The sequence below is a fragment of the Salmonella sp. SAL04202 genome, assembly GCF_046550775.1.
GTDB lineage: Bacteria > Pseudomonadota > Gammaproteobacteria > Enterobacterales > Enterobacteriaceae > Salmonella > Salmonella enterica.
Map to the genome: position 1 here is coordinate 285,501 of NZ_JBGDXK010000001.1, position 24,212 is coordinate 309,712.

Genomic DNA, 24,212 nt, shown 5'->3' on the forward strand with positions numbered 1-24,212 from the left:
TTATCTGAAAAGACAGCGTAATCAGGCCGGATAAGACGCTTTGCGTCGCTATCCGGCACTCTGTATCAGGCCACGACGTTCACACTTTGGCCTTCGAAGCTAACGGTTTGCCCGGCGACAATTTTGCAGCGTTTACGCGTTTCAACCGCGCCATCAACCTTCACCAACCCGTCGGCAATGGCGATTTTCGCCTGCGCGCCGCTTTCGCTCCAGCCTTCCAGCTTGAGCAGATCGCACAGCTCGACGTGCGGGTGCTTGCCTAAAGAGAATGTCGCCATGTTATTTTCCTTGTGGATCGTGATATTCAATGCACGCCTGCAGCGTGTTTTCGATAAGCGTGGCGACCGTCATCGGGCCGACGCCGCCCGGTACTGGCGTGATGTATGACGCGCGCGCCGCGGCTTCGTCAAACACGACGTCGCCAACGACCTTGCCATTTTCCAGACGGTTAATACCGACATCAATCACAATTGCGCCTTCTTTAATCCATTCGCCGGGAATAAAGCCCGGTTTACCTACGGCGACAATGAGCAAATCAGCATGCTCGACATGGTGACGCAGATCTTTGGTAAAGCGGTGCGTAACGGTAGTCGTACAGCCAGCCAGCAGCAGCTCCATGCTCATTGGGCGTCCAACGATATTGGACGCGCCAATGACCACCGCATTCAGGCCGTAGGTATCAATATTGTAACGCTCAAGCAGGGTCACAATACCGCGGGGCGTACAGGGACGCAGGCGCGGCGCACGCTGGCACAGACGACCGACATTATAAGGATGAAAACCGTCTACGTCTTTATCTGGCGCGATACGCTCCAGCACTTTAACGTTGTCGATGCCTGCCGGTAAAGGCAACTGCACCAGAATACCGTCGATCGTGTTATCTGCATTCAGAGTATCGATAAGCGCCAGCAGTTCGGCTTCGCTGGTGGTTTCTGGCAGGTCATAGGAGCGGGAGACGAATCCCACTTCGTCGCACGCTTTACGTTTGCTTGCGACATAAATCTGTGAGGCCGGATTGCTGCCGACCAACACCACAGCCAGGCCGGGAGCGCGAAGCCCTGCTGCGACGCGTGCCTGAACTTTTTGAGCAACCTCAGATCGCACCTGCTGCGCAATCGTTTTACCGTCAATAATCTTTGCTGCCATCAGAGAGAAGATTCCATCTGTTACTTCAAGTCAAAGGGGATGACGCTATTTTGTCAGAAGCGGGCCTCGCTGTCAGTTAACGTTTGTGTTTCCGATGCAAACGCGACGTCTCCCCCGTTCGTTGCCGATGCTGAGACGTGACCAGTAAGCGCGCCATGATTAACCAAAAAGAAACAATTCATCACCCTGGCTATGGTTACCGTAATCCCTCGCCGTTAATAGCATCGGGCGGCATAATGCGACATTTTATACAAAATAAGATTAGACCCTTCTTATATCCCAATAAGAATTAGCTTAGGTCATTAAAAGAGTTTGCGGCTATTTTTTATTTAGCGAAATGTTTAATTTATTACCGTGACGAAATGTCATATTCGCAAAGATTAATTACTGCGTCTGATACTCAGGGGAGAAACAGAAAACTAATTAATCTGCGATATCTATCTTTACAGGATGCAGAGATAACTTTTCTGACATGCTATGTCGATAATAATTCAAACGGAGCCGACAGGATGCCGAAACCGGGTGTGTGTAATTCAAGGGAAATCCATGAAACATAAATTAATGACCTCTACTATTGCGAGTCTGATGTTTGTCGCTGGCGCAGCGGTTGCGGCTGATCCTACTCCGGTGAGCGTGAGTGGCGGTACTATTCATTTCGAAGGTAAACTGGTTAATGCAGCCTGTGCCGTCAGCACTAAATCCGCCGATCAAACGGTGACGCTGGGTCAATACCGTACCGCCAGCTTTACGGCGATTGGTAATACGACTGCGCAGGTGCCTTTCTCCATCGTCCTGAATGACTGCGATCCGAAAGTGGCGGCCACCGCTGCCGTGGCTTTCTCTGGTCAGGCAGATAACACCAACCCTAATTTGCTGGCGGTCTCCTCTGCGGACAATAGCACTACCGCAACCGGCGTCGGGATTGAGATTCTTGATAATACCTCTTCACCGTTGAAGCCGGACGGCGCGACCTTCTCGGCGAAGCAGGCGCTGGTTGAAGGCACCAATACGCTGCGTTTTACCGCACGCTATAAGGCAACCGCCACCGCCACGACGCCAGGCCAGGCTAATGCCGACGCCACCTTTATCATGAAATACGAATAATCCCGTCTGGGAACGCCAGGGAAGGGAGGCGCCTCAACGGAAGAGGCTATCGGGGATAAAAGAGAACATAGCAGATGATAAGGAAAGGCGCGGCGCTAGTGGGGCTTGTTTTGATGTCGCCCGTTATTGCGCAGCCGGTAATGGTAGAGAGCGGGCGTGTTCACCTGCGCGGACAACTGGTCAATGGCGGCTGCGCTGTCGCCACAGAAAGCCAGGATTTGCGCGTACTGATGGGACAGTACCGCACGAATGCGTTTACCGGTCCTGGCAGCTTCGCTCCCGTCAGCGTTCCATTTTCGTTACGGTTAATCTCCTGTAGCGCGGAGGTCTGGCGTCATGTCGGCATTGCGTTTGCCGGCGTTACACCTGCGGAAGATCCCCATGTTTTTCTGGCCAGCGGCGAGGGTATCGGTAATGCCGGAATCGGCCTGGCATTATTTGATGACCAGCAGCGGCAAATCATACCTAACACGTTACCGCTTCATTACACGCCCATTTTAACGTCAGAAATGACTTTGCATTTTACCGCCCGCTATCGGGCAATTTCAGAAAATATGACGCCGGGACGAATTCATTCAGAAGTGTGGTTTACGCTGGTTTACCCATGAATTTTCTTGCCGACGTGACTCAATGCAAAAGGTATTTTTTACCATGCTGAATAGTATAAAATTAGGCTTTATTGTTCTTCTCACGTTATTTACTTCGTTGAACGTACAGGCGGCGGGGGGGATTGCATTAGGCGCCACGCGAGTTATTTATCCCTCGGCGGCGAAACAGACTTCTCTGGCAATCAGTAATAGCGATACTCAAGAACGTTACCTCGTCAATTCATGGATCGAAAATAGCGCCGGGCAGAAAGAAAAAACGTTTATCGTTACGCCGCCTTTATTCGTCAGCGAACCCAAAAGCGAAAACACGCTGCGTATTATCTACGCCGGGCAACCGCTACCCGGGGATCGGGAGTCGTTATTCTGGATGAACGTGAAAGCCATCCCGTCGGTCGATAAAAGTCATATTGAAGGAAAAAACGTTCTGCAACTGGCGATTCTGTCGCGCATCAAACTGTTCGTGCGTCCGGCGAATTTGCCGCAGACGCCGGAAGACGCGCCGACCTTGCTGAAATTTTCCCGTGTCGGCAACCATCTCAAGATAACCAACCCATCTGCTTATTACCTCACGCTGGTCAATATCAGCGTGGGCGCGAAAAAGATTGATAACGTGATGATCGCGCCAAAAAGCGACATGCAAATTCCCTTACCGACTGGCGCGCAGGGCAGCGTGACATTTCAGACCGTCAATGATTACGGCGCATTGACGTCGGCGACAACGGCCAGTCTCGGTTAAGCAGAGAGCGTGAAGCCACACGAGAACACGATGAAGAAGACAACCTGGTTTGCAGGGCGATTTCCCGGCTATGTATCACCGTTAAGCGGCGTGGCGCTGTCGGTGCTGGCGGCGCTGTGTCCGCTGACGAGCCGCGGCGAAAGTTATTTCAACCCTGCGTTTTTGTCGGCGGATACCGCGTCCGTGGCGGATTTATCTCGCTTTGAAAAAGGTAATCATCAGCCGCCCGGTATTTACCGGGTGGATATCTGGCGTAACGACGAATTCGTAGCGACGCAGGATATTCGTTTTGAGGCGGGCGCCGTGGGCGCCGACGATAAATCCGGCGGCCTGATGCCTTGTTTTACACCGGAGTGGATTAAACGGCTGGGCGTGAATACCGCGGCGTTCCCTGTCTCAGATAAAGGCGTCGATACCACGTGTATTCACCTTCCTGAGAAAATTCCGGGCGCGGAGGTCGCGTTTGATTTCGCGTCGATGCGCTTAAATATTAGCTTGCCGCAGGCGTCATTGCTCAACAGCGCGCGTGGCTATATCCCGCCGGAAGAGTGGGATGAAGGGATACCCGCCGCACTCATTAATTACAGTTTTACCGGTAGCCGCGGAACAGACAGCGATAGCTATTTTTTGAGTCTGTCGAGCGGCTTGAACTATGGCCCCTGGCGGCTGCGTAATAACGGAGCCTGGAACTATTCGAAAGGGGATGGCTATCATTCGCAACGCTGGAACAACATTGGCACCTGGGTACAGCGCGCCATCATTCCGCTAAAAAGCGAACTGGTCATGGGGGACAGCAATACCGGGAACGATGTTTTCGACAGCGTCGGCTTTCGCGGAGCGCGGCTGTACTCTTCTGACAATATGTATCCCGATAGCCTGCAGGGCTACGCCCCCACGGTTAGAGGAATCGCCCGGACGGCGGCAAAGCTGACGATACGACAGAACGGGTATGTTATCTACCAAAGCTATGTGTCGCCGGGCGCGTTTGCGATTACCGATCTTAATCCTACCTCTTCCAGCGGCGACCTTGAGGTGACGGTAGATGAAAAAGACGGTAGCCAACAACGTTACACGGTGCCTTACTCTACCGTTCCGCTATTGCAGCGTGAGGGCAGGGTGAAGTATGACCTGGTGGCCGGGGATTTTCGCAGCGGCAATAGTCAGCAGTCTTCGCCATTCTTTTTCCAGGGAACGGTGATTGCCGGCCTGCCTGCGGGGCTGACGGCTTACGGCGGTACGCAACTTGCCGATCGTTACCGTGCCGTGGTGGTCGGGGCGGGGCGAAATTTGGGTGACTGGGGTGCCGTGTCGGTCGATGTCACACATGCGCGTAGCCAACTGGCAGATGACAGCACCCATCAGGGGCAATCGTTGCGTTTTCTGTACGCCAAATCGCTGAATAATTACGGGACTAATTTTCAATTGCTGGGTTACCGCTATTCCACGCGCGGATTTTACACCCTGGATGATGTGGCATACCGCAGTATGGAAGGGTACGACTACGAATACGATAGCGACGGACGCCGCCATAAAGTGCCGGTGGCGCAGAGCTACCACAATCTCCGTTACAGCAAAAAAGGCCGCTTTCAGGTCAATATTTCGCAAAATCTGGGGGATTACGGGTCACTGTATCTTTCCGGCAGTCAACAAAATTACTGGAATACGGCGGATACCAATACCTGGTATCAACTGGGATACGCCAGTGGATGGCAAGGCATAAGTTATTCGCTGTCATGGTCGTGGAGCGAGTCGGTGGGGATCTCAGGCGCCGACCGCATTCTGGCATTCAATATGTCCGTTCCGTTTAGCGTTCTGACCGGACGGCGCTATGCGCGCGACACTATTCTTGATCGTACTTATGCCACGTTTAACGCCAACCGCAACCGCGACGGCGACAATAGCTGGCAGACCGGCGTGGGCGGCACGCTTCTGGAAGGACGTAATCTGAGCTACAGCGTGACGCAAGGGCGTAGCAGTAGCAATGGTTATAGCGGCAGCGCCAGCGCTAGCTGGCAGGCGACGTATGGCACGCTGGGCGTGGGATATAACTACGATCGCGATCAGCATGACTATAACTGGCAACTTTCCGGCGGCGTGGTCGGTCATGCGGATGGTATTACGTTTAGCCAACCGTTGGGCGATACCAATGTCTTGATTAAAGCGCCGGGAGCGAAAGGCGTGCGCATCGAAAACCAGACCGGCGTGAAAACGGACTGGCGGGGCTATGCGGTAATGCCCTACGCCACGGTATATCGCTATAACCGCGTCGCGTTAGATACCAACACGATGGACAACCATACCGATGTCGAAAATAACGTCAGCAGCGTAGTGCCGACAGAGGGCGCGCTGGTGCGGGCTGCTTTTGATACGCGGATAGGCGTAAGGGCAATCATTACCGCGAGGCTTGGCGGACGTCCGTTACCGTTTGGCGCGATAGTACGAGAAACCGCCAGCGGCATTACCAGTATGGTCGGCGATGACGGGCAAATTTATCTGAGCGGCTTGCCGCTAAAAGGTGAACTGTTCATCCAGTGGGGAGAGGGGAAAAACGCGCGTTGTATCGCCCCTTACGCCCTGGTGGAGGATAGCCTGAAGCAGGCGATTACGGTAGCCAGCGCGACCTGTATCCGTCCGTCGTCATAAAAGGAAAAATAGAGATGAAAATATACTCAGCGCTATTGCTGGCGGGGACCGCGCTCTTTTTCACCCATCCCGCGCTGGCGACGGTTTGCCGTAATTCAAACGGGACGGTGACCGATATCTTTTACGACCTGTCAGATGTTTTCACCAGCGGCAATAATCAGCCGGGACAGGTGGTTACGCTGCCGGAAAAATCTGGTTGGGTCGGCGTAAACGCGACGTGCCCGGCGGGGACAACGGTAAATTATACCTACCGAAGCTATGTATCAGAATTACCGGTACAAAGCACCGAAGGAAATTTTAAATACCTCAAGCTGAATGACTACCTTCTGGGCGCGATGAGCATCACCGATAGTGTCGCTGGCGTATTTTATCCGCCCCGTAACTATATTCGCATGGGCGTCGACTCTAACGTGTCGCAGCAAATGCCGTTTGGCGTGCAGGACTCAAAGCTGGTTTTTAAATTAAAAGTGATACGGCCTTTTATTAATATGGTGACGATCCCTCGCCAGACAATGTTTACTGTCTATGTGACGACCTCTACCGGCGACGCGTTGAGCACGCCGGTATATACCATTAGCTACAGCGGCAAAGTGGAAGTACCGCAAAACTGTGAAGTGAATGCCGGACAGGTCGTGGAGTTTGATTTCGGCGATATCGGCGCGTCGTTATTTAGTCAGGCGGGGGCGGGTAATCGTCCGCAAGGCGTCACGCCGCAAACGAAAACTATCGCTATTAAATGTACCAACGTCGCGGCGCAGGCCTATTTATCTATGCGGCTTGAAGCCGAAAAGGCCTCAGGGCAGGCGATGGTGTCCGATAATCCGGATTTAGGCTTTGTGGTTGCTAATAGCAACGGTACGCCGCTCACACCCAATAATTTGTCGAGTAAAATTCCGTTTCATCTTGATGATAACGCCGCCGCTCGCGTAGGTATTCGCGCCTGGCCGATCAGCGTGACGGGGAATAAACCGGCGGAAGGGCCGTTTACTGCGCGCGGCTATCTACGAGTCGATTATGATTAAGGAGGCATAATGATCTTTCGGCGCGTTTTCATCGCTATCGGTTGTGTTTTGTTCAGCCCGCTGAGTCAGGCCAACTCATCTCTGGGCGAAGTGAATATTGAACTGCGCGGTAACGTGGTGGATTTTACCTGCGCCGTGGTGGCGGGCGACAGTAACAAATCGGTTAACCTCGGCACCTGGCCGACAAAACAGCTTCACGCCGCCGGTGACGCCACGCAACCGGTAGCCTTTAGCCTAAAACTTGAAGGCTGCCCGCCGGGGTCGGCGTCTATAACGTTTTCCGGGACGCCAGCGCCCGGCACGGCATTACTGGCGCTTGCTGATACGGCAATGGCGCAAAAACTGGCGATTGAAATTCGCGATGGCGATCAACGTCGATTGCCACTTGAACAGGCCAGCAAGGCCGTTGATATTGACAACAACGGCAATGCTACCCTGAAATTCTATGCGAACTATATCGCCTTAGCCGATGGCGTGCAGCCCGGACTTGCTAACGCGGATGCGACCTTCCTGATCAATTACAATTAGTGTCCGTTATTGTGGCTCCCGAACGATAATTCGCCGGGAGTACATTTACAATAATTCGTGTGATTTGGCGTAATCGATAAGCTCAACGATAGAGTGAAGGCCAAGTTTAGAAAATATATTGGCCTTATGCGCGCTGATAGTCTTGTTACTCAATAAAAGTTGCTCGGCAATTTCTTTGTTAGACATTCCATTGGCCAGATAGCGCAGCACGGTAACTTCGCGGTTAGATAGTGGCATATCATGGTGCCCGCCTTTGGGGGTACGGGTATTACTGATGAAATTAAGCGTCTCAGATGGGAAAAAAGAATAGCCGGATAAAATCATTTTTACCGCATTATAAATATCATTGAGGTCTTTGCGTTTACTTACAAATCCGTTTGCGCCCGCTCTTATTGCTCTTCCGGCATAAAAAGCCTCTGATTTCGACGATAAAAAAAGTATCCGGGTATGTTCCTGGATAGATTTGATTCGTTTAAGTAAGGTAAAGCCGTCGGTGCCCGGTAATTCAATATCCAGAATGACAAGGTCAACAGGATAAGTGCGCAGATACTCTATCGCTGTTCGGCTATCATCCGTTTTCAGGACAACCTGAATATTGCTATTTTTACCGAGTAAAACTTCGATCGACATTCTTACAATAGGGTGTTCGTCCATAATGATAACAGATGCAGGTTTCATTGTTGTATGCCTCAGACTGTTATGCGTCCTTCGTTTTAGAATAAGCGTCAGACACCTTAAAGATTGTGAAATAGCCAGATCTACACACCACACAGTGGAGCAATAATAAAGAATGAGACCTCCCTGTTGACTGGCTATTTTGCGTAAGAGTAATAAATATGTGGAATATCCATTTCGCACCAACAAAAAAGAAATTTCTGATTAAGTAAAAACAATATGGATTATACCTGGTCTGATTTCTCGGAAAAGTCTTGCGAAATGCGAATTATGGATAGCGGGTAGGATGTTCTGTGGCGTTATAGAAAATTTGTTCGTGGTGGAGCTATTTTCTTTAGAGTTGACATTGAGCAGTTTAAACTGTTGTTTTTAAGTATAAAAATAATATGAAAGACTAATTGTTTAGTATTTGTTATGTAATAACAGAAAGATGTTGACGCTGGAGACCTCAAAAAACGAGGAGGGATAGGGGACGATGTAAGAAAAAAATTTTTATCGCTTACCAGGACGAGTTGTAAATATTAATTTTATGTGAAATATTTACATTTAATGGAAGTGAAAATAAGTAATTTCTTAAAAAATCTTATTCACCAAAACGTTACTCCGTTAAAAAATATCGTGGAAAGTAACGTTTAACTGCTGGACCAGCCGAAGAAAGCTTTGCCTGTGGGGAAGGTTAAGGAGGGTGATAAGTTGTTTAAGCCGGTAAACTACACGATGATAAGGTACGCTTTGCTGACGTGCTATTTCTTTTAAAGAGGCACCTTGCGCTAAAGTTTCAATCATCAACCAGTCAGTACGGCTAAAGCTTTCCGATAAGCGAGGTTTGGCGGCTGATAACAAGGCTTCGCGTACTGAGGCCAGATTTTGTCGTCGCGACAGGACAAAAAAACGCCCAGCCATACGGATAAACTGTGTTATAGCGGGGGTTTTATCTGATACCAGCAGGTAAATCTGGATATCGCTTTGTTGCCAACTGAGCGCGCGTAGCTGGTTAAGCGCCTCAATACAGGAGACAGGTAGCGCCTCCATATCTACAATCAGTTGTCTGAGCGACCCCTTTTCAATCCACAAAGAAATGTCATCTAATGAGCGGAATGCAGCGGTACGTTTTCCGGAAAATAAGTAGTGACTCAATGAATAGCCGAGGTAGTTATCAGTTGTAATTATTGCCTGGGAAATGATACCAACCGGCAAGGCATAATTAAGCTGTTGGTCCAGTAACTCAAGGCGATCAAATATCTGCGGCGTTGGAGAGTGATAACGGCAGGCGCAGTCTTTGGCATTTCTTAAACGGCGGTGTCTTTCCCTGCGTGGTACGCTGCGCATCCTGCTTTTTCCATTGCTCTAATATATATCTGGTAATATGGCTGGCCATAAATAACCTTGTCCCATCGTTGCACCAGCGTAAAAAGCAATGCCTCGTTGCTCTGATGTTTCAATGCCTTCCATCAGCATTAACTGCTGAAAAAAAACTTCGCTATCATGTTCTGACGGAAGTTGCGTCAGGACCTCATAGCCGATTAATTGCGCAGTTGAGAGATGAACGATTGGCTCTGATTTTAACAATCCGCTGTTGAGATATGAATGGCGTGTTGGCGAAGACGCCAGGTGTGGGGGATTTATCCTTTCCTTTAATAAAGTACCCTGTGCCACCAAACACTCCTCCAGGCATTTATGATACAGCCATATATTTTTGACCCCTGAATCTATCAGGATATTATGGGCATCATTGTGGCAGCGTTAAAAAAATGCCTGTAGGTATCGTTACTTAATTATTGGTGAGATATTTCGTAAGCCTTGTAAAAAGTTAAGTGAGTTTACTTACTGAGTAAGAAATGAAGGTTAACTCTAATATACTTTAAAAACTGCTGCTCCGTTTTAACATGTAATTTGCGCATAATGCTCCGGCGGAGTGACTTTGTCTGCTCTTCAGAAAGTGAAAGTAAAGCAGCCGTTTCGCTTAAATGATAACCGCTGGCGATCAGTTTTAACAGGTGACGTTCTGTTACTGAAAAATGACGAGTCGTGCAGTAGTGGCAAATGCCAGAAGGGACGCTATGTCGAAGCGCTCGCTTATGTAAGATCAATATCATTTTCCGGGTAATTTCTTCAACATCATCTTCCCGATAAATATGCGGCAGCATATACAGACATGGTCTGAACATGAGCTTTTCTTTATCGCATTTATTACAAATAATCACCCGTAGCTGATGTTGGGTATGCATAGGTATCTGGTAACAGCCTGCGCTGAACCAATCATCATCCAGGGCCAGGAAAGCGATATCGGCATTATCTATCTCTTTTGGCGGCAGAAAGTCAATTTTCTGCTGCCATTGATTCGCCAGACGCGTCATGATGATTTTCAAACCATGCTCAAAGTGACTGTTTTGTTCCTTAATAGCGATACGCAGCATAAAAAAAATCCTACACGGCAGGTGAATCATGGTGAAATATTAAAGAAACTGATTGATTATCTAAATACTGGCGGCCTTAATTCCCACTTTATGCGTGCTGAGATGTGTCCAGGCGATTTCCTGGAACCTGGCATTGCGCCAGAAAAGACGATATTCGTACACTTAGTCAGCAACCAGAACAAAAGCCATTGACTCAGGAGTGCCTGACCGTATAATTCTCGCGTTTCGTCTACACGAAGTCTTCACTTCACAAGGCGCCCTTAGCTCAGTTGGATAGAGCAACGGCCTTCTAAGCCGTGGGTCGCAGGTTCGAATCCTGCAGGGCGCGCCATTGATAAATCAAGCTGTTACCTTACGTTTTTAATTATCAATAATCTCGCAACAGGTGTCGTTACGGGTGCTGTTTTATTTCCCTTGACCTTCCCCCTGTAAACAGTGCCAGTCTAAACAGAAGTTTCCGGTCTTTCTTCCATCTCACAGAGAGGCGCATTGCCATGAAAAAGACCCGTTATACCGAAGAACAGATTGCATTTGCCCTGAAACAGGCTGAAACCGGCACCCGCGTCGGGGAAGTCTGCAGAAAAATGGGAATTTCTGAGGCCACATTTTAAAACTGAAAGAAAAAATTTGCCGGGCCGGGCGTGACCGAACTGCGGTGTCTGCGGCAACTGGAGGATGAGAATCAGCGGCTGAAGAAGCTGGTCGCTGAGCTGAGTCTGGACAAGGAGATGCTGCAGGAGGTACTGAAGCAAAAGTTCTGAGGCCGGCTCAGAAGCGCCTGGCGGTGATATTTTTGCTGGAGGCTTACCGTATCAGCGTCCGGCGGGGATGGCCTGTTAACCACAAGAAAACCCACCGGATTTATTGTCCGGAAGGCCTGAACCTGCGCAGAAAACGCCCCGCAGACATGTCAGTGCAGCACGCCGTAGCAGCGCCCGGTCCTGACGCATGTCGATCAGTGCTGGAGTATGGATTTTGTGTCAGATAATCTGTTTAACGGGCGGCGTTTTCGGGCGCTGACTGTAGTGGATAATTTTAGTCGGGAATGCCTGGCGATCCATGCCGGAAAATCGTTAAAAGGCGAGGATGTGGTCAGAATAATGGAGGCACTGCGGGTGCCGGATAAGCGGCTGCCGGTACGTATCCAGACGGATAACGGCAGCGAGTTTATTTCAAAAAGTCTGGATAAATGGGTGTATGAACACGGCGTCACAATGGACTTCTCGCGCCCCGGAAAGCCGACAGATAACCCGTTTATTGAATCATTTAACGGCAGTCTGCGGGATGAATACCTGAACATTCACTGGTTCCTGTCACTGGAAGATGCGCAGGAAAAACCCGACAACTGGCGCAGGGAATACAATCATGAGAGAACGCATTCATCATTAAATGACATGACTCCGGCTGAATTTATCCGAAGTCTCCGGAAAGACGAAGAGCTCTGATTTAGCACTGTACTGAATTTGGGCCAAGGTCATTACTACTCCAACAAGTGGAAAGCACTTCTTAAGTTATTAGGGAAACGTTTTCAATACGTTAGGAGGAACGTTGTCAACAACTGATATTGTTACCAAGAGTGGCTAATAATTACAACACTTCCGGCTCGGTGGTGGCGTACCCATAAAGCCTTGTAGATTTCGGCAGGGCGCCCCTGCCGCTAATTATGTTAACTAATCGGGACAGACATCTTCTGGTTCAAATAAATATCAGGCTTAACCTCAATATATATATCATTTTGTATTATGCCATAATTCTTTAATGCCTTCCCTATGAATGGTCCTTCATAAATAGGGAATGGCCAGTTATCGTGATCATCACCTTTAGGGACATAAAGAATCATGTTTGTGCCATTATTCCTGTCGGTTGATATAACCTGATCTATTATATTCTGGCTTACCGCTTTAGCTTGGCTATAGCTTAAGTTAAGATTTATTGACTGCTTAAGAGTAGAGTTAGAAGTCAGCCCTTTATAGACTAAAATAATTGTACAAAAAGCCAGCAATGCATTTATCAGTTTTGTTCTGTCCTTGGCCAGAATGTCAATTGTGATGAAAGACGCCATGCTTACATACAGGAATCCCCCCCACATCACAACAGGTCGAGCAGCATAATAACTTCCTGCTCTGGCGCACAAAAGAACAAGCGCTATTAATGACAGCACTCCTGAAATAAACACAATAAAGAAAACAATACTTTGGTCTCTATTTTTATTTTTTATTAATGAATACAATGATGATATTATTCCAATTGAAACGAGTGCGGTTGCTGAATATTTAAAAGCTGGTTGGACTTGTTCTATTAGGTAATTTAATACGCTTAATGTGCCATATATATCAAGTGAGCCAGAACCAAGGCTGGCAGCCCTTCCACCGTTGGCCTCATAAATCACAGCAACAACCCAAGCGGTTAGTGTGAATATTTGTAAGGTGCTTTCCTTTATTGTCTGCGTTATTGATAGTTTATTATTAATGAGCGAGAACAGTAGTGTCACTCCGCAAGTTATCGCTAATATAATATTAGCGAACATGCTGGAAAACACTGCAATATATGAAGCAAAAAATATCGACGAAGAATACCAAACACCATTTCTCTTTAAGATGTTAACATCGAAATTTCTATAATTTCTTATTACAAATATTGATAGCGCAGAGTTAATTAAAGCAGGTGCTATATAATGATAAAAACATGTTATGTTTACCTCCCATAGCATGTATAAGTTCTCATGATTGCCCTCTTTCAAGAAAATGAAAAAAATTGAAGCGTAGAAAAAAACAACAAAAATAGATGATCGTAAAAATCCAGCTGAGAGATTAACATTAAATAGCTGGAATAGTTGATGTAAGAACAAAGACAAAAGTATAGTGATGAAAATGGCTGTTATGATTGAAAATGATTCAAGAAATCCAAAACCAAGCGGCATTATAAGCGCAGTGGATAACTTTGCAAATAAAGGGTAGCCTAGCTCTGGCATTACCTTAATTGGGTTAGCGATCCCCCATTGAGGATATAATGCTCTAGTAGATGTCAGGTTTCCCCAATCATCTCCTGATATGATCACTGTTGGATGTGAAACTAAAAAAAAGTAAAGTGAAATTGCAGATATAATTGCAAATAAACCACATGTTAAAATTTTAGATTTATTGAAGGAAATCATAAAATATTCCGTTATTTATTTTGGTTGTTTTTTTACTAAGTACTTTGGGCGGCATTTTGTTTCTATATATATTCTACCTATATACTCTCCAAGCACCCCAATTCCAATCAACTGAACTCCTCCCAGGAAAAGAATTGAAACCAGAATTGATGGATAACCACGGACAGGGTTACCGAATGCCAATGTTTCAAATATCATCCATGCTCCGTAAAGGAACGCCATTCCAGCAACGGTTAATCCGATATAAGTCCACATACGTAGCGGGAACGTAGAGAAACTTGTGATCCCCTCTATAGCCAAATTCCACAATTTCCATCCATTAAACTTTGACACCCCGGCAATTCGTTCAGCACGTGCATATTTAACAACTTCAGTGCGACCCCCAACCCATGATAAAACCCCTTTCATAAACAGGTTGCGCTCAGGCATGAGCTTGATGTTCTCTACAACCTCACGAGACATCAGGCGGAAGTCTCCTACGTTTTCCTCAATCTGCGGGCTGCTTATTCTGTTATGCAGCTTATAAAACCATTCAGCTGTCTTACGCTTCATGCGCCCGTCAGTTGAGCGGTCTGAGCGCTTAGCCAGCACCATATCTGCGCCAGCCTGCCACTTCTCAATGAGATGGGGGATAACTTCTATCGGATCCTGTAAATCGACATCAATAGGAATGACCGCATCCCCGGTTGCATGGTCGAGACCCGCGAAAAGAGCAGGTTCTTTACCGAAGTTTCGCGTAAACGAAAGCGGAATAACGAGCGGATCAGATGCAGCTATTTTGTTAATTATTGATTCAGTCGCATCTTTGCTTCCGTCGTTGATGAAAACAATCTCAACTTCATACGGTTTTAGCTCTTCAAACTCGCGAACCGTTTTATAGAAAATAGGTATCGTGGTTTCTTCATTGAAGACCGGAACGACTAACGAGATTTTCATTTCGCATCCCTAAAGACAATGAACTTTGAATAAATGAATCCGCATATCAGGCTGATAGCTGAAAAGGTGATAAGAGTAAGGAGTGGTGGCAAGGAGCATTTGTCAGCCGTCCAGCCAACAACGGCGCTCAGTGTTCCCATAAATCCCACGTACATCATGTAGCGAAGCGTGGTGGTGCTGGCGTTAAAGGTGAAGCGCGCATTGGCATAGAAGCTGAACGATACAGCGACAACAAAACCGGAAAAGTTCGCCAGCGCCTGATGCGTATGCATCCCATACACACAAAAAGCAAATACGCCCCAATGAATGAGCGTGTTAAGAACACCGATCGATGTGTACTTAGCGAATAACTTCAACATTATGAAAATCAGCGGATTCGGAAAGGTCTGGAGTGTAGCACTACAAATTGTTTTGATCGATATAAACGATCAATAATGCAATTTTTGATAGCTTAAAATTATTATTTGCTTGTTGATTGATCGTTATTACCGATCAATTGGTGTTGCTGATTGCTAAGTTATTTGGGACAAAAACAGCACACACAAAGCTTTGCATCGGCTTGCAAGGCTTTGCATGTTTTTCGAAGATGGGGCGAGTGTGAGTGTCGTAGTAATGGGATAACTTGTTGTTAGCTCAAGTAGTTCCAGGAACATCTAAGCCGTGGGTCGCAGGTTCGAATCCTGCAGGGCGCGCCATTTAACCTCTCAAAATTACGTTAATCCGTAAGCTTCTGCGGCGGCGACGTTGCGCCATCCGCAGTACATGACGCTAATATGCAAATAACTAATTGCGTTTAATCTGTTTATGGTGCTCCTCAGCCTGGATCTCGTGGGCGAAAGAATGGGCATTATTCATCGATTGATGGATGACCATTGCTTTTTCATAGTCGTCCATTTCAGAAAAGGGTGTCGCATTTCCACAGTAGTCGGGGCGCTGGTTTTCTGTGTCTGAGCCATTTGCTGATGCGCGAAGGCGTCACCGTTATTCATCATCTCATGCGCGGTGGCGGATAATTGGCGGGATTCCATTTTCTCTGCGACTTTTACGCCAGCTGAAATAAAAAAACGACAGCTAAAAGGGATGTAAACTTATTCAACTTATTTCTCCGGTGTGGGTTAATAAGAGAAATAATAAAACAGTCGTTGGGTCTGGCGCGTGACGGGATAATGACGATTATATCAGATTATTTTGCTGGCTAGTGATAGCGCCTTTCACTATCGCTACAGTTCAACGGAGGTGTTTGGGTAATGTCAAAATAAAACGAGGAGCGCGCGTATCGAGGTGACAGAAACTTTTCCCTGATGCGCAATGACGATGGATTTTACAATTGCCAGGCCTATACCGCTGCCTTCCCCTTTACGCTGGCGGGAGGGATCAACCCGATAAAAACGATCGAAAAGGCGCGGGTTCTGAGGTGATGAGCCGTATTACCGCGCCGTTGCTGTCGCTGTTCATCATTCCGGCAGTCTACAAGCTGATGTGGCTGCGCAGGCATCGTCGCCTTGCGGCATAACGTGTGCACCCCGCCTGCGGCGTCAAACTGTAGGCGGGTTCAGCGTACGCTTATCGTCCGAGCGCGTTGACCCGTTTGCGGTACTCGCCTGGTGTACAACCGAATTCACGGACAAAAGCTTTGTGAAAAGAAGATTCGCTCGCATAACCTACCGACTCGGCAATCACCATCACCGGCAGCGCTTCACGCGACAGGGTCTGGGCGGCGATTTGCAGGCGCAGCGTTGTTAACACGGCTAAGGGCGTTGTAGCGGACACGTCGCGAAATAGCTGGGCGAAGCTCGCCCGCGACATGTGTACCCGTTGCGCCAGCGTTTCGACCGTCCAGGGATGCGCCGGTGTTTCCAGCATGTGAAGGATCACGCGGCCCAGCCGGGGATGCAGCAATAAATTGAGCACGCTTTTCGCCGTGCCAGCCTGCGATAGCCAGTCGCGAACGGCGAGGGTAAACAGCGTGGCGCACTGCTGACTGTATAAGACATCAGCGCCAGGTAAATGGCGTTCTGACTCCTGCTGTAACAGCAAAATGGCGGCGTTAATCCAGATACTGGCGGGGCTATGCGGCGGCGGGGCAAGACATAACACTTCCGGCAACGCGGTAAGGAAATAACGTGACGTTGTGTGCAGACGTAGACTACCGCACACGATATGTGTCGGTGCTTCGCCAGACTGGCGCAAACGGTGGGCGGAGTTTTGCGGCAGAATCACTACCTTTCCCGGCGTAAGCGTCATGGCGTCGCCGGTAGGCATTTCCAGTTGCGCTTCGCCCTGCGTAACGGTATGCCAGCGAATCACCGATAGCTCGCCAGCGGCGTGCGGCAACTGCCAGTCGCCGCCTAACGGGCAATTCTTGTCGATTGAGCCCTGAGGGGCGTTAAGCGTCAATAGCCGACTAAGCGCATCCATATAGACTCCAGAACAGATTCTTTTTCAAAAATAGGGATAACCATTTCTGTCTATTGTCACTATATTTCGGACTTGATGTCATTTCTACTCTTGTTTTTGCTAACCGCCAATTTAGACGATAAGACAAAAAATGACGCGTTGCGGATAACCCTGTCTTTTTTGACGTTATTTATACTTGTCCTGACAAACAGATGGTGATTTGGCGGAGAAAGAAGATGACACAGTATCAGGCGCTCATTATTGGTTTTGGCAAGGCAGGAAAAACGTTGGCGGCAACTCTGGCGAAGACGGGATGGCGCGTGGCGATTATCGAACAGTCCGCCAGTATGTTCGGCGGAACCTGCATCAACATTGGCTGTATTCCAACGAAAACGCTGGTGCATGACGCGGAACGTGAGGGCGATTTTTCTGTCGCCATGCAACGCAAAGCGGCGGTCGTAAATTTTTTACGCGACAAAAATTTTCATAATCTTGCCGACCTGGACAATGTCGATGTGATTGAGGGAAGGGCGGAGTTTATTGATAACCATACCTTACGGGTATTTCAGGCGGACGGCGAGCGGGTGTTACGGGGAGAAAAGATCTTCATTAATACTGGCGCAGAGTCGGTGATCCCGGCTATTACGGGCTTAACAACGACGGCAGGGGTGTTCGATAGCACCGGGCTACTCAGCCTGAGCCAGCGTCCGGCGCGGCTGGGGATTTTAGGCGGCGGTTATATTGGCCTTGAATTTGCCTCAATGTTCGCCAACTTCGGTACGAAGGTCACTATCTTTGAAGCAGCGCCGCAATTCCTGCCTCGTGAAGATCGGGATATCGCGCAGGCAATTACCCGCATTTTACAGGAAAAGGGCGTCGAGCTGATTTTAAACGCCAACGTACAGGCCGTATCCTCAAGGGAGGGCGCGGTACAAGTAGAAACGCCGGAAGGCGCGCATCTTGTGGATGCCCTGCTGGTGGCGTCGGGGCGAAAACCGGCGACGGCTGGCTTACAGTTGCAGAACGCCGGCGTGGCGGTGAACGAACGCGGCGGGATCATCGTGGATGATTACCTGCGTACCACGGCGGACAATATCTGGGCGATGGGCGATGTTACCGGTGGGTTGCAGTTTACCTATATTTCACTGGATGATTTTCGTATTGTACGCGACGGGTTATTGGGAGATGGCAAACGCAGTACCCGCGATCGCCAGAACGTCCCGTATTCCGTCTTTATGACGCCGCCGCTCTCTCGTGTCGGGCTGACGGAAGAACAAGCGCGGGCAAGCGGCGCAACGGTGCAGGTGGTGACATTACCGGTGGCGGCGATCCCTCGCGCCCGTGTTATGAACGATACCCGTGGCGTACTAAAAGCGGTAGTGGACGTGAATACGCAGCGTATTGTAGGGGTGTCATTGTTATGCGTTGATTCTCATGAAATGATTAATATCGTTAAAACCGTTATGGATGCAGATTTACCTTATACGGTGTTACGCGACCAGATATTTACCCATCCTACAATGAGTGAGTCTTTAAACGATCTCTTCTCTCTCATTAAGTAAAACATAAATAACGTAGCCCTGTTAATCAGGGCTTTTTTTTGCCTGTCAGGCTATAAAAATACGCCAGAACAAATATGCTGGCGTCTGAAAGAAAAGGCTTTAGTCAGGCATAACGTATTATAACACCATTGAAATAACCCACGACTGGAAATCTCGATGTTAAAAATTACCACACTTATTGCTTCATTATTGGCTGCGCCGCTGGCGTTTTCCGCTTCCGCCCAGCCGCTAACCGACGTTGAATATATCAGCGTTTCTGCGGTGTCAGCAACGCCGTCAATGCTTGAAGACGCTATTGCCAGACTGGCGCAAAGTAAACAGGCGTCGTCATGGAAAATTACGTCAATGCGTATTGATAATACGGGTTACGCCACTGCGATATTATATAAATAAGGAGAGTCTGAGATGGATAAATATCTTCGCCTGTTAAGTCAGGGGGATCGGCTGGGGTTAACATTAATTCGCCTGAGTATCGCCATCGTTTTTATCTGGATTGGACTACTAAAATTTGTGCCCTATGAGGCAGACAGTATTACCCCGTTTGTGGCGAACAGCCCGTTTATGTCTTTTTTCTATGAACATCCTGAAGAATATCGTCAGCATCTGACTCATGAGGGCGAACTAAAACCGGAGGAACGCGCCTGGCAAACCGCCAATAATACGTATGCGTTTTCGGATGGTCTGGGCGTGGTGGAATTGATTATCGCGGCGCTGGTACTGGCTAACCCTGTCAGCCGCTGGTTAGGGCTGGCAGGCGGCGTGCTGGCATTCCTGACGCCATTTGTCACGCTGTCGTTTTTAATCACTACGCCGGAGGCCTGGGTTATGCCGCTGGGCGATGCGCATTATGGTTTTCCGTATTTATCGGGCGCCGGGCGGCTGGTATTAAAAGATACGTTAATGCTGGCAGGTGCGGTGATGATCATGGCGGATTCCGCCCGTTCGTTACTTTTACAGCGACAGTAGCGACCCTCTTACCCTCTTTATGCCGCGATTCGTCGGGTGGCGCTTGCGCCATCCGACAATGTGTTGATGAATGATGGACTACCCTGACAGAAGTTCCTGTTCCACCTGTTGAACTTGCGCCTCCAGCGTATTGCGAATTTCGGTTAGCGCCCGTTCCTGCTCGGAGAAATAGGCTTCCTTATCCGCAACGGAAGAGGCGAGCCGCCAGGCATTTTCCGTTTCCAGTTGCGTTATCTCTTTCAACAGCGCGTCGATTTGCGTGCGGAGCTGGCGTATTTTATGGCGCAGATGTTCCAGGTTATTGAGCCTGTCGCTTGCCATCATCGGTTCCAGGCCGCTTTGCAGCTGCGTCAATAACGCGCGAATTGCCGCCAGATCGGCATTCTGCCGCGCCTGATTAAGCTGTACCATCATCTGGTGCGCTTTTTCTTTCAATTCATCGGCGACCACATCCGGGTGACACAGGCGGCTGGCCTGACGCCACAAACGTTTTAATTCACTGCGTTCGTCAGCCGACAAACGTTGATCGCGGGCGTAGCGGAATTGCGCTTCCTGCTGCTGCTCCCGGTACTGGTGATAGTCCTGTTCCGCATTTTCCTGCGCCTGGCGGAATGCGCTGTCGTCCTGATGGGAAAAATCCGCTTCCAGCTCGCGAATTTCCGCCAGCAACGCGGTAATTAATTCCGTCTGCTGCTGGATTCGCTGACGGATGCCCACCGCTTCGCGCGAGGCGGCATTCAATCCTGTCCACTGCTGTTTTAGCGTTGCCAGTTGATCCACGGCCTGGGAAATAAATTGCAGGCAGGATTGATAATCCTTTTCCCGGCGTTTTATTTCGGCTTCTTGCTTACGCTGCATACTCACCGCGAGCTGTTTACGCAACTCCAGAATACGGCTCATCAACGGCCCGAGGCGCAGATGATAGAGGTCGTTGAAATCGTCGAGGATTTGTACCCGCGCATTTCGTTTGTCAATCAGATCGCGAAGTTGGGCTTCAAGCGCTTTCAGCTCCAGTTTACTGGCGGCAATAGAGGGATCTTGCCACGTCGAGAGCGCCCGTTGAGCCTGTAGCCAGGCGGCGATCTCTTGCATGGCGTCACTGAATCGACGAGCTTCAATCGCCTGGGCAATCGCGCTGATTACGGCATCCTGCGGCTCATTTTTCAGGTAGATGAGCTGCTGACGGATAATCTCTTCGTCCTCAAGTTCGATGGCGCTTTTGATGATCTCTAAACGTTTGATGATCTTATTCATGACGTTGATGCCTGGCGTGGCTCAAAAACGGATAACAGATACCAGGTCTGATTCACCTTTTTGAAAATACTGAAAAAATACTAAATGTATTCTGTAGGGTGTCGTACTTTTCGTCCAGAGTTATTCACATATTTTATACTCGGCGTCTGTCACCCGTAACGTTCTATATCGGCGCGCACTCTTTTCTTTTTACTGCCCGCGACATCTTTTTTTACACGATAACGTTAACGTCCGGAGTTGAGCCTTGACAAACGATTGCGCCTTGCGGCAGCGAGAGCGAAATGTTAAAAGGTGCCCCTCAATAAAAACGATACAGGGGTAGGACGTGAAAAACGCGTCAACTGCATCCGGCGCCAGCGTGTCGGATGCCGCGTCGAAGAATGAACCGACGCTTCAACGGGGGTTGCAAAACCGCCATATTCAGCTAATCGCCCTGGGCGGCGCCATTGGCACCGGACTGTTTCTGGGCATCGGCCCGGCGATTCAAATGGCGGGGCCGGCTGTTTTGTTGGGCTATGGCGTTGCCGGGATTATTGCTTTTCTCATTATGCGCCAGTTGGGTGAAATGGTCGTGGAAGAGCCGGTTTCCGGATCGTTTGCCCACTTCGCCTGGAAATATTGGGGGCCGTTTGCGGGCTTTTTGTCGGGCTGGAACTATTGGGTCATGTTTGTGCTGGTCGGGATGGCGGAGCTGACCGCGGCGGGCATCTATATGCAGTACTGGCTGCCTGACGTACCAACTTGGGTATGGGCGGCGGCGTTTTTTATTATCATTAATGCCGTGAATCTGGTGAACGTTCGTCTGTATGGCGAAACGGAATTCTGGTTCGCGCTGATTAAAGTGCTGGCGATTATCGGCATGATAGGTTTTGGTCTGTGGCTGCTGTTCTCCGGCCACGGCGGCGAACATGCCAGCATTGATAACCTCTGGCGTTATAACGGTTTCTTCGCTACCGGTTGGCATGGTTTGCTTCTGTCGCTGGCGGTGATTATGTTTTCTTTTGGCGGACTGGAGCTGATCGGCATTACTGCGGCGGAAGCGCGCGATCCGCAAAAAAGCATCCCGAAAGCGGTGAATCAGGTGGTATACCGTATTTTGCTGTTCTACATTGGTTCGCTGGTGGTGTTGCTGGCGCTCTATCCGTGGGTAGAGGTGAAATCCAATAGCAGCCCTTTTGTGATGATCTTCCATAACCTGGACAGTAATGTGGTGGCTTCGGCGCTGAATTTCGTTATCCTGGTCGCGTCGCTTTCGGTGTATAACAGCGGCGTTTATTCGAATAGCCGAATGCTGTTCGGCCTGTCCGTACAAGGCAACGCGCCGAAATTTTTAACCCGCGTCAGCCATCGCGGCGTACCGGTGAACTCGCTGATACTTTCCGGAGCGATTACCTCGCTGGTGGTGCTGATCAACTATCTGTTGCCGCAAAAAGCGTTTAGCCTGTTGATGGCGCTGGTTGTCGCGACGCTATTGCTAAACTGGATAATGATCTGTCTCGCGCATTTACGTTTTCGCGCGGCGATGCGTCGTAAAGGGCGCGAGACGCAATTTAAGGCGCTGTTCTATCCCGCCGGAAACTATTTGTGCATTGCGTTTCTGGCGCTGATTCTGGTGTTAATGTGTACGATGGACGATATGCGATTGTCGGCGATTTTGCTGCCGGTATGGATTGTATTCCTGTTTATCGCGTTTACCGTTTTGCGCCGTAAGGCTCATTAACTTTTTTGCCCGATCCCATGCTCATGCGATCGGGCAATCCATTAATGGCGCAATGTCCCTGACAGCGCGCGAATATCGCTGCCGGTCGGCGTCTGATGAATACGCAAGCCGAACTCTTCCACCACCGCAAATATATGGTCGAAAATATCGGCCTGAATGCTCTCATATTCCAGCCACACGACGGTATTGGTAAAGGCGTAGATCTCTATCGGCAAACCATGATCGTCAGGCGCCAGTTGGCGTACCATCAGCGTCATGTCTTTACGGATGCGCGGATGGTGGCGTAAATATTCGTTCAGATAGGCGCGAAATGTCCCGATATTGGTCATTCGGCGGTGATTTAAGGCTGATTCCGGCGCATCCAGTTGTTTATTCCATTCATCGATTTCCTGATGACGGCTGGTAAGGTACGGCTTTAACAGTTGCGCGGTTAACAGCCGCTGTTTTTCATCATCATCCAGAAAATGGATACTGGTCGCGTCAATATTAATGCTGCGTTTAATCCGGCGTCCGCCGGACGCAGACATGCCGCTCCAGTTTTTGAACGAGTCGGAAACCAGCGACCAGGTGGGAATGGTGGTGATGGTATTATCCCAGTTTCGTACTTTTACCGTGGTTAAGCCAATATCAATGACCGCGCCATCTGCGCCATATTTTGGCATTTCCAGCCAGTCGCCCAGTTTGAGCATATCGTTGGCGGAAAGCTGTATACCGGCAACCAGGCCAAGAATCGGGTCTTTAAAGACCAGCATTAATACCGCGGCCATCGCGCCCAGCCCGCTGATTAAAATTGCTGGTGACTGGCCAATCAGCAGTGAGATCATCAGAATGCCGACGATAATTGCGCCGATGAGCTTAATGCCCTGAAATATTCCTTTTAGCGGCAACTGAGAGGCGGCGGGCCATTTTTGCGATAGATTGAAAATCACGTCCAACAGAGAAAATAACGACAGCAGGGCGTAGGTCATAATCCATAACTGCGCGCAGGTCGTCAGGATATCCGCAGCCTCACTGCCTTTTTGTAGCCAGAGCGCGGCCTGAATATTGACAATGATGCCTTGCAGCGTAAAAGCCAGACGATGGAATAATTTATTCTGGGTAATAATTTGCAGCCACAGGCGGGAACTGGCGCTGGCGCGTTTTTCGAAAGCGCGCAGTACTATCCAGTGCAAAATAATATGCACGACAACTGCTGTCAGAAAAATAATACCAAATATCACCACCAGCGACGTGGTGTGATTCATTTCAATTCCCGCTAAATCTTCTACCTGGGATATCAATTCCTGCATAATCTCTCCTTTATAAACAGCAGCCTATGATGACTGCTGAATGGCATTTATGCAA

22 protein-coding genes, 1 tRNA gene and 3 pseudogenes are annotated in these 24,212 nt (G+C 49.1%); 13 read left to right on the forward strand and 13 right to left on the reverse strand.

All coding sequences use genetic code 11. The features are described from left to right. Positions 1–65: 65 nt before the first annotated feature. Together ybcJ and folD are read right to left on the reverse strand one after the other, a co-directional pair. Complete coding sequence (ybcJ, locus tag ACLJQJ_RS01405; RefSeq protein WP_000190278.1) at positions 66–278, reverse strand: ribosome-associated protein YbcJ; 213 nt, start codon at positions 276–278, stop codon at positions 66–68. Between the two features lies 1 nt (position 279). Further along, positions 280–1,146 carry a bifunctional methylenetetrahydrofolate dehydrogenase/methenyltetrahydrofolate cyclohydrolase FolD gene (folD, locus tag ACLJQJ_RS01410; protein ID WP_000729165.1) on the reverse strand — a complete coding sequence of 289 codons (867 nt, stop codon included), beginning with the start codon at positions 1,144–1,146 and terminating at the stop codon, positions 280–282. Positions 1,147–1,692: 546 nt separating this feature from the next. On the opposite strand from folD, the gene fimA reads away from it, so the two are divergent. The 6 genes from fimA (at position 1,693) to sfmF (ending at position 7,787) form a co-directional block, all read left to right on the forward strand. Then, complete coding sequence (fimA, locus tag ACLJQJ_RS01415; RefSeq protein ID WP_000681034.1) at positions 1,693–2,250, forward strand: type 1 fimbrial protein subunit FimA; 558 nt, start codon at positions 1,693–1,695, stop codon at positions 2,248–2,250. A gap of 74 nt (positions 2,251–2,324) precedes the next feature. Continuing rightward, positions 2,325–2,858, forward strand: a complete 534-nt coding sequence (gene fimI / locus ACLJQJ_RS01420; RefSeq protein WP_000619618.1) for a type 1 fimbrial protein subunit FimI — start codon at positions 2,325–2,327, stop codon at positions 2,856–2,858. 43 nt (positions 2,859–2,901) lie between these two features. Beyond that, the gene (fimC, locus tag ACLJQJ_RS01425) at positions 2,902–3,594 is read left to right on the forward strand and encodes a type 1 fimbria chaperone FimC (RefSeq protein ID WP_001519112.1); all 693 of its coding nucleotides are present in this window, start codon (positions 2,902–2,904) and stop codon (positions 3,592–3,594) included. Positions 3,595–3,624: 30 nt separating this feature from the next. Next, positions 3,625–6,237: a fimbrial biogenesis usher protein gene (locus ACLJQJ_RS01430; protein ID WP_063808864.1), complete on the forward strand. Its 2,613-nt coding sequence runs from the start codon at positions 3,625–3,627 to the stop codon at positions 6,235–6,237. Positions 6,238–6,251: 14 nt separating this feature from the next. Beyond that, positions 6,252–7,259 carry a type 1 fimbria D-mannose specific adhesin FimH gene (gene fimH, locus ACLJQJ_RS01435; protein WP_000708669.1) on the forward strand — a complete coding sequence of 336 codons (1,008 nt, stop codon included), beginning with the start codon at positions 6,252–6,254 and terminating at the stop codon, positions 7,257–7,259. A 9-nt stretch (positions 7,260–7,268) separates the two neighbouring features. Beyond that, the gene (gene sfmF / locus ACLJQJ_RS01440; RefSeq protein WP_000577507.1) at positions 7,269–7,787 is read left to right on the forward strand and encodes a fimbria assembly protein; all 519 of its coding nucleotides are present in this window, start codon (positions 7,269–7,271) and stop codon (positions 7,785–7,787) included. Between the two features lie 45 nt (positions 7,788–7,832). Here the strand turns inward: sfmF and fimZ are convergent, their stop codons facing one another. The 4 genes from fimZ to fimW form a co-directional block, all read right to left on the reverse strand. After that, on the reverse strand, positions 7,833–8,465 hold the full coding sequence (gene fimZ, locus ACLJQJ_RS01445) for a fimbria biosynthesis transcriptional regulator FimZ (RefSeq protein WP_000801273.1): 633 nt from the start codon (positions 8,463–8,465) through the stop codon (positions 7,833–7,835). A gap of 603 nt (positions 8,466–9,068) precedes the next feature. Then, positions 9,069–9,791: a fimbria biosynthesis regulator FimY gene (gene fimY, locus ACLJQJ_RS01450; protein WP_023201977.1), complete on the reverse strand. Its 723-nt coding sequence runs from the start codon at positions 9,789–9,791 to the stop codon at positions 9,069–9,071. 18 nt (positions 9,792–9,809) lie between these two features. Beyond that, complete coding sequence (locus ACLJQJ_RS01455; protein ID WP_000226497.1) at positions 9,810–10,121, reverse strand: diguanylate cyclase; 312 nt, start codon at positions 10,119–10,121, stop codon at positions 9,810–9,812. Between the two features lie 161 nt (positions 10,122–10,282). After that, positions 10,283–10,879, reverse strand: a complete 597-nt coding sequence (gene fimW / locus ACLJQJ_RS01460; protein WP_063808862.1) for a fimbria biosynthesis transcriptional regulator FimW — start codon at positions 10,877–10,879, stop codon at positions 10,283–10,285. A gap of 254 nt (positions 10,880–11,133) precedes the next feature. Between fimW and ACLJQJ_RS01465 the strand changes: the two genes are divergently transcribed. Together ACLJQJ_RS01465 and ACLJQJ_RS01470 are read left to right on the forward strand one after the other, a co-directional pair. After that, positions 11,134–11,210: transfer RNA gene (locus ACLJQJ_RS01465), tRNA-Arg, on the forward strand. A 163-nt stretch (positions 11,211–11,373) separates the two neighbouring features. Continuing rightward, a pseudogene (locus ACLJQJ_RS01470) lies at positions 11,374–12,321 on the forward strand (transposase); the annotation flags it as partial. Positions 12,322–12,545: 224 nt separating this feature from the next. Here the strand turns inward: ACLJQJ_RS01470 and ACLJQJ_RS01475 are convergent. The 4 genes and pseudogenes from ACLJQJ_RS01475 to ACLJQJ_RS01490 form a co-directional block, all read right to left on the reverse strand. Next, positions 12,546–14,033 carry a hypothetical protein gene (locus tag ACLJQJ_RS01475; RefSeq protein ID WP_063808859.1) on the reverse strand — a complete coding sequence of 496 codons (1,488 nt, stop codon included), beginning with the start codon at positions 14,031–14,033 and terminating at the stop codon, positions 12,546–12,548. Positions 14,034–14,048: 15 nt separating this feature from the next. Continuing rightward, positions 14,049–14,969, reverse strand: a complete 921-nt coding sequence (locus ACLJQJ_RS01480) for a glycosyltransferase family 2 protein (RefSeq protein WP_063808858.1) — start codon at positions 14,967–14,969, stop codon at positions 14,049–14,051. Continuing rightward, complete coding sequence (locus tag ACLJQJ_RS01485) at positions 14,966–15,328, reverse strand: GtrA family protein (protein WP_000915529.1); 363 nt, start codon at positions 15,326–15,328, stop codon at positions 14,966–14,968. Before ACLJQJ_RS01485 ends, ACLJQJ_RS01480 begins: the two co-directional genes overlap by 4 nt. A gap of 868 nt (positions 15,329–16,196) precedes the next feature. Then, positions 16,197–16,375: pseudogene (locus ACLJQJ_RS01490) on the reverse strand (ATP-binding protein); the annotation flags it as partial. On the opposite strand from ACLJQJ_RS01490, the pseudogene ACLJQJ_RS01495 reads away from it, so the two are divergent. Further along, positions 16,369–16,482 (forward strand): annotated as a pseudogene (locus ACLJQJ_RS01495) (hypothetical protein); the annotation flags it as partial. The pseudogenes ACLJQJ_RS01490 and ACLJQJ_RS01495 sit on opposite strands and share 7 nt — an antisense overlap. A gap of 50 nt (positions 16,483–16,532) precedes the next feature. On the opposite strand, the gene rclR reads toward ACLJQJ_RS01495, so the two are convergent. Continuing rightward, on the reverse strand, positions 16,533–17,387 hold the full coding sequence (rclR, locus tag ACLJQJ_RS01500) for a reactive chlorine-specific transcriptional regulator RclR (protein WP_000339618.1): 855 nt from the start codon (positions 17,385–17,387) through the stop codon (positions 16,533–16,535). A 215-nt stretch (positions 17,388–17,602) separates the two neighbouring features. On the opposite strand from rclR, the gene rclA reads away from it, so the two are divergent. From rclA to rclC, 3 genes are all read left to right on the forward strand, one after another. Further along, positions 17,603–18,928: a reactive chlorine resistance oxidoreductase RclA gene (gene rclA / locus ACLJQJ_RS01505; RefSeq protein ID WP_001654985.1), complete on the forward strand. Its 1,326-nt coding sequence runs from the start codon at positions 17,603–17,605 to the stop codon at positions 18,926–18,928. 156 nt (positions 18,929–19,084) lie between these two features. Continuing rightward, on the forward strand, positions 19,085–19,321 hold the full coding sequence (gene rclB, locus ACLJQJ_RS01510) for a reactive chlorine resistance periplasmic protein RclB (RefSeq protein WP_000913122.1): 237 nt from the start codon (positions 19,085–19,087) through the stop codon (positions 19,319–19,321). Positions 19,322–19,333: 12 nt separating this feature from the next. Continuing rightward, positions 19,334–19,894, forward strand: coding sequence for a reactive chlorine resistance membrane protein RclC (rclC, locus tag ACLJQJ_RS01515; protein WP_000362177.1), 561 nt, complete (start codon positions 19,334–19,336; stop codon positions 19,892–19,894). Between the two features lie 78 nt (positions 19,895–19,972). On the opposite strand, the gene ACLJQJ_RS01520 is transcribed toward rclC, so the two are convergent. Then, entirely contained in the window at positions 19,973–21,148 is a 1,176-nt protein-coding gene (locus ACLJQJ_RS01520; protein WP_001033457.1) for a DnaJ family molecular chaperone, read from the reverse strand. A gap of 325 nt (positions 21,149–21,473) precedes the next feature. Between ACLJQJ_RS01520 and pheP the strand changes: the two genes are divergently transcribed. Then, a complete protein-coding gene (gene pheP, locus ACLJQJ_RS01525) occupies positions 21,474–22,868 on the forward strand; it encodes a phenylalanine transporter (RefSeq protein ID WP_000786288.1) in 1,395 nt (464 codons plus the stop codon). Positions 22,869–22,909: 41 nt separating this feature from the next. On the opposite strand, the gene ACLJQJ_RS01530 is transcribed toward pheP, so the two are convergent. Then, positions 22,910–24,157, reverse strand: a complete 1,248-nt coding sequence (locus ACLJQJ_RS01530) for a mechanosensitive ion channel family protein (protein ID WP_001156971.1) — start codon at positions 24,155–24,157, stop codon at positions 22,910–22,912. Between the last annotated feature and the right edge of the window lie 55 nt (positions 24,158–24,212).